The organism is Chryseolinea sp. T2, from assembly GCF_037203685.1.
GTDB lineage: Bacteria > Bacteroidota > Bacteroidia > Cytophagales > Cyclobacteriaceae > Chryseolinea.
On record NZ_JBBCAU010000012.1, the window covers coordinates 111,759 to 123,188 of the forward strand.

Genomic DNA, 11,430 nt, shown 5'->3' on the forward strand with positions numbered 1-11,430 from the left:
GTACAACATTACGGACCAATAACAGGGAAACGAACAACATCCACATATCTCGCCTGTTTTATTCCGTGAAAATACTAACGCTATCTGGTTTTAAACTGAGCGATCGAAACCTATAGATTTCATTAACCTCGTACTGGGGCTTGTTGTTTATGGAAGAGTCATCTCCGATTCTCAGAAAAATATGAATAGTGCTGTCGTTTAATACTCTGCCTTTAAGTAGTTGTGTAGTGTAGAGAAGACCAGTTCCAGGCAGCCACCTTTCTATTTCAATCTCGTTTCCATTCACTTGAAAAACTCCCCATGCATAACGAACATCGAATTCTTTAGGAAATGCTCCCCCGACTTGCTTATCCAAACCTTTCATGTCTAAAGTATCGACACCACTGGAAAACCCTCTGAAGACGCCATTTGATGAAAGAAAGAATGCATTAAACCGGCCGTTCGATCTTTCATAGTAGTATCCATTCAATCTCAAAGTGCCAGGCGCTAAGTTCGACCTTTCTAATGTAAGATGCTCAAATGAAGTGCATGCACAGAATATGAACGTAAGCAACACAAGAAACCTCATAGCAAGTCCGAAATTGGGTATGGTTTTGAAAGCGTCTTACCAACCAAACATCAATGATAGTCTGATAAATGCTGCGACAATCAATACAACAGCTATAACCCCTAAGGCCATTTGAAAGTGCACCGTACAACTTCTGTTCTCGCCTGGCCAAACGATTATTAGAAACAATATCCTTAAAAGCCACCGGCGATCTTCCTGCAATAGATGCACGCATAGCATAGTAGCTCCAGTTGAAACACGTGCCAATGAACTCAAAGACTACAAGACGGAAAGTCCAACCAAAAACAATTTCCAATAGTGATTCCATACACGCAGCTCATTGCTTCAATGTGAATAAATTCAAATCAGTAATCAAATTCAAAAAATACTCTCTTGAATGGCTTAGACATCGTTTCAGATCTACTCATGTCGTGACGGAATTTTTCGAACAAGAAATGTTTGCGTGCGTTGGATGACCTCGATTGAATGCAGCCAACTATTCGAGATCAAAAGAATACCTAATGTCTAACGTGTGCTTACGTCCAACAGCAAGTCTCGCAGCCTCTAGAAGATTCCTTTTCAAATCAACGATGGTCTCCACTTGCGTTCCTATGAAGTCGCGACCTATGTTGGCATACGCACTGAACCCTTATCTTCCTGCATGATAGTCGCCTTGATTGTTTGCTTCATTTCTCCCTCAGAATTAAATTTTACAACGCTTCGAGTGGCGTCATGGTTGCTCATTAGACCACCTCATTTATAAACCGGCATAAACACCAGCCCCCTAAACCTCTCCCGTTTAAGCAATCGATATGTTTCCAGGCCAACGATAATAAGGGCAGTCATCGTATTATTCCTGCCGATTACCATATCAGTCCTGTAAAAACCGTCTTCAAGTGGCTCATCAATGCAAGACAAATGAAGGGGCTTCATAGCTATCACAGAGTCAAATCTATTGCACCCGGAACATTTTTGTCCGTACTCGACCTCAGCTCTGTTGAGATCAAATCGCACCACCGTTGAAACAATGAGTTGAAAGAAATCCTTTTCACGTTCAAAGTCTTTGAATACGAGCCCTCTGTAGTTGCGTCGCAGGCAGAATTCCTTAAACCTCAAGCTCACAACATTTCCAACATCGTTCGCATGTGAAAGGTCGAACGACTTCCTCTTCAGCTTAAAGGATGGGTTATGAAAATCACTGTCAAGCAATCGAGCACATTGTTTACACTTGGGGTAAACGATATCCTCTGTTAACATGTCGGCATCATTGTCCTGCCCTTGCAAATAATATCCAACAACTTCGCTCATTTGATGGACGGCACGATTTGAATGTAAAACACCTGCATGTGAAACTAATTTAAGATAATACAGAAATTCCTAAAGCCAAATAGACCTACGGCATTTTGTAATTTGTGAATGACGTATGCCCCAGGATTCAAACACGTCATTTGTTTAATTTACGTCGCGGTTTGTTGTAGCACAGTTACGCGGAGACGAGGTTATGGGAACCCTCTTCTCCTGCGCAACCTGGCTACTGCAGCGTAACCTATGTCTGCTTTCAACTAACTTCTATCAACATTCTTCATAAAATCAACTTCACCCGTCTTCGTGTTCACATCCAATCGCTTACAAACCCTCCAGCTCTTGCTGTCCTCCATCGGCCTGTTAGTCTTCAATGACAGCCCTTTGATTTCGAAGCTTATCTCAACAGACAGGTACTGATAACCAGGAACCATCTGCTCCACGCAAGCTTGCGTTGCTGTGTCGCCATAAATCTTATCGAGCCAGTCAAAACAAATCTTGAGCACTTCGCTTTCGGTAAGTAAAGGTTTCGTCCCTTTCTTTCTGGGGTTAACCTGTGACTCATTGGTGTTAATAACTTGTACAGATTGCTCAGCATTCCATTCAGGCAGCTCAATAACCTGACTGTTCTTCATGTTTTTTTTCATTGTTCAAAGTTTAACGTAACATTTAAAATCAAGTTCTCTACTCTTCCAATTAATTAACCCCCGTTCCTCTCTATCTCCCTGTCCAAAAAACTTCCATCCATCATACTCTCCGCTCCTTCCTCCAAATCCAGCCGGTACGCATCCCGCCAGTATCTTGCCTGCGACATATAACCTAAATCCGAATTCGTCAGACTAAGCATATACTTCGCATCTGCTATCTTCCGTGTTCCCCACGAATAATACTCACGACAGCAAATACACTTGCCTTGCGCCATCTGGCTCGCGCCGTTGGTGATCAATGTTTCCCATATTTCCAACGCATCAGCATGCTGACCACGCATTCGAAGGATGGCTGCTAACAACCACTGCGCTGCTGCACATTCATATTGCACGCGCATGGCGGCAGTGATGTACTTCAATGCTTTCTCGTTGCATTCCTTCTCATAATACGCATGGGCTACTTGTACAAGGATCCAATGATCATGCGGATCATCTTCAAGCAAAAACTCAAGTCCATCGATAATACCATCCCAGCATGCGCATGACTCATAACAACGTACCATCTCGCGAAGAGCATTGTCTTCAAGTTTTACCTCGCCTCTGCCCGCCATCAGGATTTGCAGTAGGCGCTTTTTATTATACTTTAACCTGGCCATAGCGATACCTACTTAGTCTTCAAACATTTCCTCAACATCTTCCTCGGAAAACAGACTCGTAACTCCCTCCGACAAATCGCGCAGGTAGCTGTTCCGATAGCGCTCTGACAGCGAATGGTAACCTTGCTCTTTGTAGGTCTCCGCAATCTTTATTTTGGAGTCGGCAACGAGAGTACGCGCCATCGTCGGGTAGTGACAACAAACGCAGTCAACACCGTAATCGATCTTGTCTGGCCGCGAGTTGGCAAGGCCCTCCCAGATTAGCATCGCACCTTCAGTCTGTCCTCGTAACTTGAGAATGTTGGCCATAAGGAACAATCCTATTGGACACTCTAGCCTCACATGAAGTCCAACACTGATGTAATCAAAAGCCCGATCGAAATCGTACTTCTGATAATAAGCGATTCCGGTCTTTACATTGTACCAATGATTTTTTGGTTCCTTTTGAAGGAAAGGTTTTAAAGTTTCAATCACGCCGTCCCAGTTATTCTGGTGCGCGAGTTGGTATACTTGCATGATCAGATCTTCATTGGGTAGTTTCATAATAGTTAGAGTTGAGGAAACCCCGGTAACCGGGGCCCCCGTTTTACATTTTACATTTAGAGTTTTACATTTTGCGGTTATGCATTGCGACAGATTCTAATCCTGACCGCCGCATTCCTGCTCAGCCGTGTTATCGCCCAACACAACAGTTTGTGAGGTTATATTCTCTGCATGATCCTCAACCGTAACTAAAAGCGTTCCTCCGACAGTTGTTGTATTTACAACCGTAGTTAAATAGGTCCAGCGACCATAACGCTTTGACTTCATTGTTGCCTCCCCCGATTCGACCAGTTCGCCAATAGGATTTCTGATGACAACCATCACCTTATTGACCTTGAAATCGTCGGTGGCGTAAATGTTAATAGGTTGCTTCACGCTTCCAGTATACTTGCTGCTATCAATTCTGCTTATCTTTGGCGCATGCAGGTAATCTGTGATGGCCACCATATAAGCAGAGTTCTTCGCATCGTTCACACCAGATTGATATAACTCGTACATTTCAGGATCACGGATCCGTTTCCTGGCATATTCAATTGCCTGAGGCATTCGGGAATTTCGGTTTGCGCGATACTTACTCTTGTTCTTTTTCTTTTCCGGAGCCAGGTGCACAGTTGTACCGTACAGCCCGGTGCGGAAGATTAAGTCTCCGACTCGTCCGCTTGTCCCGTAAAAGGGACTGTTTTTATCGACTCTTGCCATAATAAATTAGTGTTAGATCTTTTTTGTGTTAGTTATTCGCTGGTTTTCACCCCGGACCGGCGAAACAAATGATGATCGCCTTTGCTGCTTCCGAAGTAGTATCCATATATATCCTTAGCGATAGCTGCTGCCATACCCGTTAGGTTACCGATGATAAAGCTCTCATCTGCCTCAAGCGCACCGATTCCGTTGGACAGGATGTAACCTGTCATCATGAAGAAAGCAACGATCGCACTATAGGCGAGAACATTTTGAGTTAGATTCAGGGATCCCGACTTAAGCGCCTCAACTTCACGTTGTCTTGCCGACAACATGTCATTAACGCTGGACGCCGTCATCGTCTCCACATGATGCATCTCCAGCTCACGCAGTTTGATGAACAAGACTTCACGTTCTTCTTTCGTCGTCACCACTTCGTCGATCAACTCTTTTAACTTCCCGAACACTTTGCCCGAGAGGATGTCTCCGATGATGTCTTTCATATGGATGAACATTTGTGTTAGAGAGCAGCCCCTCGTACGCGGGGCTGCAATCATTAAAGGTTGATCAACTACAACGTATAGGTCTTTGACGTTTCGTTACCGGGCAGGTCAGTTGCTATGACCGCAATGGTCGTACCTGCCACAGAAGGATTCGCGACTTTAGTTGTATAGATCCAGTCCATCAGTCCACCAAGTGATGTGAAAACTGCCTCTCCGCGTTCGAGTACTTCACCCGATGCGGCAGTGATGACAAGTGTTACAGACACCACCCGGAAATCATCGCTGGCGCGCACCTTGATAAGGTCGCCAACGGCACCGCTATAGGCCGATGCGTTGAATGCGGTGATTCTCGGTTTCTTAAGGTAATCTGACACTGCCACCAGGTAAGCTGAATTCAGCTTTAGTGTAACGCCCGTCTTGTAAATGGCGAGCGACTCAGGACGACTCGTCTGTTCGCGTGCATAAAATGACGCTTCTTGAAATCGGTCGCGAACTACCAGCTGCGACTCGGTTACTGCTGTACTACGTTTCTTTGGCTTGTTAGCCATCACAATACCTCTTGCTGATTGACGGATCACAATGTTGTTTCCAAGTTTTCCGCTTACACCAGCCAGAATGTTATTGTTTACTACTCTAGGCATATTTAATTGTTTTAGTTTCACAACAACACTGATCCCGATTGGCGCCTTCGTTCAGAGCTTCAGCTGCTGCTTGATGCAAACATAAAACACCCCCAAAACCCACTTTCGAGTTCGTTGCAGTTCGTTATAGTTAGTTGCAGTTGTGCCAATCGAAGAGGGGTGTTGCTTAGGCTTTCCGGCCTCTGGCTGGCGTCTAGGTGGCCTATAGGTGGCCTATAGCCGGCCATACCAAGGCTATACATGACGAGATCTGACTTCAACCACTACAGGTGATGAATACTTTTTTTGGGTACTTGATGACGTGGCTGAACAATACCGCAAGCTCTTTCATCAAATTTTTTGCCCTCTTTGTAATTGTATCGATGACACTTTAAACAGCAACGCCCGTAATTGGCATTTGAAATTCATTTGGTGTTTGCGCACAAATGCAATTCAAAAAAAATACAAGCAGGTACGGCATACGTTGTCCTAATGAGCGTAAGCTTTCAATGTTCACACGTTAAACTGCAGGTGATAAAAAATATTTTTCAAAAAATATTTGTGACGTACCCCTCAACCTGCCTAACTTAATTAACGTTACGCTTAACTGCGACGTCTTCTCAACTACTAGGGGCTTTTTCGTTGACAGAATAATTTTGAAGACGTCATCCAGGCACAAATAGTCGTGAGTGTTGTTACGTGTTGTGCCACTACCGTCGGAGTTTTGTAACTCCTGTTTATCACTGGTGAATCTGAAGGTAATGTTGTGATGGATTAATTCCCCGGGGTATCGATTAAAATGTAACCAATTTTAATTTATACACATATGAAGTCACCTTTCAGAAATTTCAGAAAATCCAAACGTCCAACTCTGACCGACATAGCCAAGCGCTACAAAGTCTGTTACGCGACCATGAAGAAATGGATCGAGCCCTTCAGGGAAGAACTCCAACTCATCGGTCGCGCCCTAACAAAAAGACAAGTCTCCATTATCTACAACAAACTCGGCAGACCGTAGTCACACGACGCAGCTTGTCATCAGTTCACGCTCCATTTATTATTAACCCCCAATGAACACCACTGCTTGCACACAAGAGATGTCGCATTTGTCTATGACACTGCGCGTGAGCACGCATGGAATAACAGAAACGAACCGTCACGAACTGCAATCAACTGCAAACCTCACTTTTGGGTTGTTGCATATTCGCGTCATGCAAAGCAATCACTCTTTCAATGACAGCGCAGGCAATTGGATTGCCTTCCTGTTCGGTGCCACCTTTAACCTGGTGACGCACATGCTCGACTCCGGTCCTGCCAGCTATTTAGTTCACGCTATCGCTGGAGGTATTATCTGTCTCTTGTTCAAACTGGTCGGTGACCTGTTTACACCTTTAGTCCAACGCCTCGGTGTTCGCATCACGCGATGGCTCGAAGGAAAAATGTTTTGATGTAAACACAAACTAATGATCAACTCAAATATCAGACAGATGACACGCATCGAATACATCATGAAGTACGCATCACTCGTAATCGAGGTATGTAAGAACACAGCATTCTTTCCATCGGTGATGATGGCCCAGGCGCTGCTCGAAAGTTCCAGCAAAGAAGGAATCCCCGGAGCAAGTCTGCTGGCGTCGAAGTATAACAATCACTTCGGCATCAAGGCCAGGATCAATTGGAAAGGTCGAAAGGTGGCACTGAGTACAGAAGAATTTATGAACGGCGCTATGATAGCGGTGAAAGCTTGGTTCAGGGTTTATGAAAACGCCTACCAGTCTTTTGCTGATCGCCTTCAGGTTATTCTTCGAAATCCGCGCTACCGCAACGGCGGTGTCTTTAAAGCTTCGAGCGCGAATGAACAGGCACAGGCCATCCAGCGGTCAGGCTACGCCACGGACCCAAATTATGCGGCCAAATTAATCGCGATCATCCGAAAACATAAATTGGAAGATCTCGATAAGGACGTCCGTACGGAATCGCCGGAGCCAACCACGAATGGACAATGCCCGTGAACGTGTATCGTGTATCGCGATGAACGTGTTGGTAGAGACGCAATGCCTTGCGTCTCCACCGACACGCGTTGCGTGTCGGCCACGCCACACAATGCCGTGAACACAAACGATGATCGATCGCGACACACGCACGAAACGCGTATTGTAGAGACGCAATGCCTTGCGTCTCTAATGCCTTGCGTCTCATGCCTTGCGTCTCCAATGCCTTGCGTCTCTACCGACGCGCGTGTCGCGTCGACCTTGCGACGAGCATCGTCGCCATCGCATTTATTCGAAATCCCCAAACAAAAAATTAAATGACCGCAAAAGAATACCTTAAAAGGATAACCAAATTCATCAAAGGCCGCCTGAAAGGCACCTCGCTCCTCCCTTCCGTCGTCATGGCCCACGCCCTATACGAAGCCAGCGACGACGATGGCTACTTCGGCAAAAGCCTCCTGGCTACCGAGTACAACAACGACGTTCGCGTAAAGGCCGGCAGATCGTGGAAGGGTCCCAAAATCAAGGCACCACTTCATCCCGAAGAGATCACCCCAAAAAACCGGAAGGCCTGGTTTAGAATTTACCCTTCATCAGAGCACGCCATCAAAGATCGCATCGATATGCTGTTAACCAGCGCTAAAGGTTGGCCCAGGGCATTCCTGCATAGCCACACCGTTAGAGTTCAGGCACAGTTATTACAGATCTCTGTTGTCTCGAACGACCCGCGCTATGGCGAACGCATCGCTCACCTCGTCGACAAACACAAACTCTACTTGCATGACGGCCAATGGCTGATTGAAAAGGCAATCGTCATGGCCGCCACAGCCGCTATGGTCAAGCTGGGCATCTACCTGATGGGATTTTGGGATGTGATCTTGCACTGAGCCTGAATTCGATCCCCGGAGGGGATCCTCCGTCTGTAGCAACGAGATTGGTTTAGATCCCCGGAGGGGACCTTCTGTCTGTAGCACAAATTTCGATCGATCTCCCGCGCGCCGCGCGCGCATTATCTATGAAACACAAACAAATCACGGCGCGCAACGCACACAATCCAATCGATCGATTTTCGTGCGTTGCGTGCTGTGATCATTAATTTCATACCTAAGAATTCTTCTCGACCAACATCACGCAAGGTTTCCTTTCCCAGCTCTGCTCTATTGCTAATTAGCTCGGATTCTACGACGCGTACTGAACCTCCTACTCACTCCTCAAACTCTTCACCGGATTCGCCGTTGCCGCCTTAAACGACTGCCACCCAACCGTCAGCAACGCAATCAACAACGCAATAGCTCCCGACATTAGAAAAGTTCCTACACCTATATCCATGCGATCTGCAAAGCCCTCGAGCCACCGCGACATCACGTAGTACGTGATGGGCACTGCAAGCGCAAAACCAATCACCACAAGTTTTAGAAAGTCTTTACTTAATAACGCTACAATTCCCGCTGCAGACGCACCGGCTACCTTTCTGATCCCTATCTCCTTCCAACGTTGTTGTGCCGTGAACGCCACGAGCCCGAACAAACCGAGACATGCGATAAAAATTGTGATGCCGGCAAATACACTGAACAGCCGTGCAAAACGCTGGTCGTTCTTGTATTGAAGATCAAACGTTTCATCGACAAAGGCATATTGAAAAATATTTCCCGGAAACATATCCCGGTACAACGACTCCACCTTTTCAATAACATCGGTGCTGGCATTTCCTGCAAGTCGGATAGATAACTGCTGGCCTTCGTCTGTGTGTCCAAAAACAATATTCTGCTGGACAGTATGCCCCGACGACCATCTGAAATCCTTATAAACGCCAATGATGCGGGCGCGATATCCGCCGATATCGAGTATCTCATCGATGGCATGGGTCGGCGTCGCGTAGCCGAGATGTTTCGATGTCGATTCATTCACGACCACTAGCCACGAGGTGGTATCCGTCGTCATCACACTGCCAAAATCATTCCCGGCAACGAGCTCGAGACCATAAAGCTTGGAGAAAGCAGAGTCAATGTAGGTCGCCACGCCGCGAAGGGCATTGGCAGGTATGTCCGTCGCCTTACGGATAGATGCTCCGTTCCAGTTGAAGCCAGTGCCAGGTAACGCTGTCGACAGGGCCACCGCTTCAACTTGTGGGATACGTCGAACTTCGTTCACAAATGTTTTCACCGCTTCAGTTCGCACGGCATCATTACTTAGTACACGTGGTGCCCGAACGGAAACTACCTGCTTAAGGTTGAGACCGAGTTCCATGTTACGCATGTAGTCCAGTTGCCCCGACACAATCACCGTTCCCGATATGAGTACAATGCAGGCAGCAAATTGAAAAACCACCAGCGACTTACGAAGTGTAAAACCCGACCGCGCCGCTACGACCTTTCCTTTCAGCACGGTTGCAGGACGAAATGATGACAGAACGAAGGCCGGGTACAAGCCCGCGAGCAGTGTCCCGCTGAGCAACATAAGTATTATAACCAGAAAAAAGCCCGGCTCACTCCACTGCTCAATCGATAAACGAGTCTCGGCAAGATCATTAATGAAGTTGAGCATTGAGGCTGAAAGTGCCAGCGCAATGATAAGTGCCGAGATATTCGTAAAAGCAGATTCAAACAGGAACTGAATGATCAATTGTGCATGTCGCGCACCAACCGATTTCCTTACGCCCACTTCTCTTGCTCTATTCACCGCTCGTGCCGTTGCCAGGTTGATATAATTCACAAGCGCGATGACAAGGATACAGACTCCGATTACGAGGAAGAAATAAACCGTTCGGTAGCTTCCGGAAACAATAGTGCCGGCGCCGAAGACCTTATCGTTTAAATGTATGTCTGAGAGGGGTTGAAGGCCGAGCGCTCCACGTTGTCGCTGCTCTTTGTAAAAATCACCACGATGTTTATTAAACACGCCCGTCATCTTTTGTTCGACGTCAGAAACCTTTGCTGTCGGGTGCAGTTGAACGTACGTGGTAAAGTTGTTCCAGCTCCAGCCCCCTTCGCCTTCACTGGCATAGTCTTCGCCTTTCAGAAGATCATCAACGGGCAGAAGCATGTCGAACTGCAGGTGCGAATTCGCGGGAGGGTTTTTGAATACACCCGCCACTGTGAACGGCTTGCGAATGTTTCCTGCGATCTCAAGCACCTGGCCCTCAGCCCTGCCGTTGCCGAAATATTTTCGTGCCGCAGCTTCAGAGATAAATACGTTCCCGGAGCTTAGTCCCTTCAGGGGATCACCCGATATAACAGGGAATGAAAACATCCTGAAGAAGTCCGGGTCCGCATATAGTGCCTTGCTTTCTTCAAACACTTCGCCTGGCCTTGCCGGAGTGGTGACGATCGCCTGTTCGTCGTGCACGCGCGTGATAGAAACAATTTCCGGAACACCAGCCTGAAGCGCCGGCATCAATGCTCGCGCCGTGTAGCCATGAAGTTGCTCCATCGGCTGGTTATCGCGCGCAGAGCCCTGCAATACCCTGAACAATGTCGCTTTGTTTTCATGGAAGTCATCGAACGACGACTCGAATGTCACATACTGAAAGATGATCAGACAACAGGTCATGCCGATCGACAGACCAATGATATTGATGGCGGTAAAACTGTTGCCCCGCGTAAGATTGCGCCAGGCTGTCTTCAGGTAATTTGTCAGCATGACCTGCCTGCGACAATAAAAGTGCCATCGCAGTAGCCCCGAAAAAGGGGCATTGGCACCATCTCAGTGTCCGTATTCGGCACCCTATGATTCGAAAGCGGACATCAGAATTGCATTCGATCCCCGGAGGGGATCCTCTTGTCTGTAGCAAAGGAATTGCATTCAGATCCCCGGAGCCTGTATGTTTAAAAAAGGAAAGCCTGGAGACTATATTTAAAGTGAATTACCATATCATTTTAAATAAATCTTCCAGGCTTATGAAAACAATACAAGCTAAGGATTTTTCCTTTGCCGGGGAACCTGT

13 protein-coding genes are annotated in these 11,430 nt (G+C 46.8%); 4 read left to right on the forward strand and 9 right to left on the reverse strand.

From position 1 onward, the window contains the following. Positions 1-58 precede the first annotated feature (58 nt). The 8 genes from WBG78_RS28965 to WBG78_RS29000 form a co-directional block, all read right to left on the reverse strand. Positions 59-568 (reverse strand): hypothetical protein, encoded by a 510-nt coding sequence (locus WBG78_RS28965; protein WP_337330031.1) that lies wholly within the window; start codon positions 566-568, stop codon positions 59-61. A 732-nt stretch (positions 569-1,300) separates the two neighbouring features. Beyond that, complete coding sequence (locus WBG78_RS28970) at positions 1,301-1,855, reverse strand: hypothetical protein (protein WP_337330032.1); 555 nt, start codon at positions 1,853-1,855, stop codon at positions 1,301-1,303. 254 nt (positions 1,856-2,109) lie between these two features. Then, positions 2,110-2,496, reverse strand: coding sequence for a hypothetical protein (locus tag WBG78_RS28975; protein ID WP_337330033.1), 387 nt, complete (start codon positions 2,494-2,496; stop codon positions 2,110-2,112). A 53-nt stretch (positions 2,497-2,549) separates the two neighbouring features. Beyond that, entirely contained in the window at positions 2,550-3,152 is a 603-nt protein-coding gene (locus tag WBG78_RS28980; RefSeq protein ID WP_337330034.1) for a tetratricopeptide repeat protein, read from the reverse strand. Positions 3,153-3,164: 12 nt separating this feature from the next. Continuing rightward, a complete protein-coding gene (locus tag WBG78_RS28985; protein WP_337330035.1) occupies positions 3,165-3,695 on the reverse strand; it encodes a tetratricopeptide repeat protein in 531 nt (176 codons plus the stop codon). A 96-nt stretch (positions 3,696-3,791) separates the two neighbouring features. Beyond that, entirely contained in the window at positions 3,792-4,394 is a 603-nt protein-coding gene (locus WBG78_RS28990) for a hypothetical protein (protein ID WP_337330036.1), read from the reverse strand. Between the two features lie 32 nt (positions 4,395-4,426). Next, complete coding sequence (locus WBG78_RS28995; protein WP_337330037.1) at positions 4,427-4,876, reverse strand: hypothetical protein; 450 nt, start codon at positions 4,874-4,876, stop codon at positions 4,427-4,429. A 68-nt stretch (positions 4,877-4,944) separates the two neighbouring features. After that, the gene (locus WBG78_RS29000) at positions 4,945-5,517 is read right to left on the reverse strand and encodes a hypothetical protein (RefSeq protein WP_337330038.1); all 573 of its coding nucleotides are present in this window, start codon (positions 5,515-5,517) and stop codon (positions 4,945-4,947) included. Between the two features lie 805 nt (positions 5,518-6,322). Here WBG78_RS29000 and WBG78_RS29005 point away from each other — a divergent pair. The 4 genes from WBG78_RS29005 to WBG78_RS29020 all read left to right on the forward strand — a co-directional run bounded on the left by WBG78_RS29005 (position 6,323) and on the right by WBG78_RS29020 (position 8,374). Further along, positions 6,323-6,514 (forward strand): hypothetical protein, encoded by a 192-nt coding sequence (locus WBG78_RS29005; RefSeq protein WP_337330039.1) that lies wholly within the window; start codon positions 6,323-6,325, stop codon positions 6,512-6,514. A 52-nt stretch (positions 6,515-6,566) separates the two neighbouring features. Next, positions 6,567-6,944, forward strand: a complete 378-nt coding sequence (locus WBG78_RS29010) for a hypothetical protein (RefSeq protein WP_337330040.1) — start codon at positions 6,567-6,569, stop codon at positions 6,942-6,944. A 15-nt stretch (positions 6,945-6,959) separates the two neighbouring features. Beyond that, a complete protein-coding gene (locus tag WBG78_RS29015) occupies positions 6,960-7,508 on the forward strand; it encodes a glycoside hydrolase family 73 protein (RefSeq protein WP_337330041.1) in 549 nt (182 codons plus the stop codon). 296 nt (positions 7,509-7,804) lie between these two features. Next, complete coding sequence (locus WBG78_RS29020; RefSeq protein ID WP_337330042.1) at positions 7,805-8,374, forward strand: glucosaminidase domain-containing protein; 570 nt, start codon at positions 7,805-7,807, stop codon at positions 8,372-8,374. Positions 8,375-8,687: 313 nt separating this feature from the next. Here WBG78_RS29020 and WBG78_RS29025 read toward each other — a convergent pair whose 3' ends face one another. Next, entirely contained in the window at positions 8,688-11,126 is a 2,439-nt protein-coding gene (locus tag WBG78_RS29025) for an ABC transporter permease (protein ID WP_337330043.1), read from the reverse strand. Between the last annotated feature and the right edge of the window lie 304 nt (positions 11,127-11,430).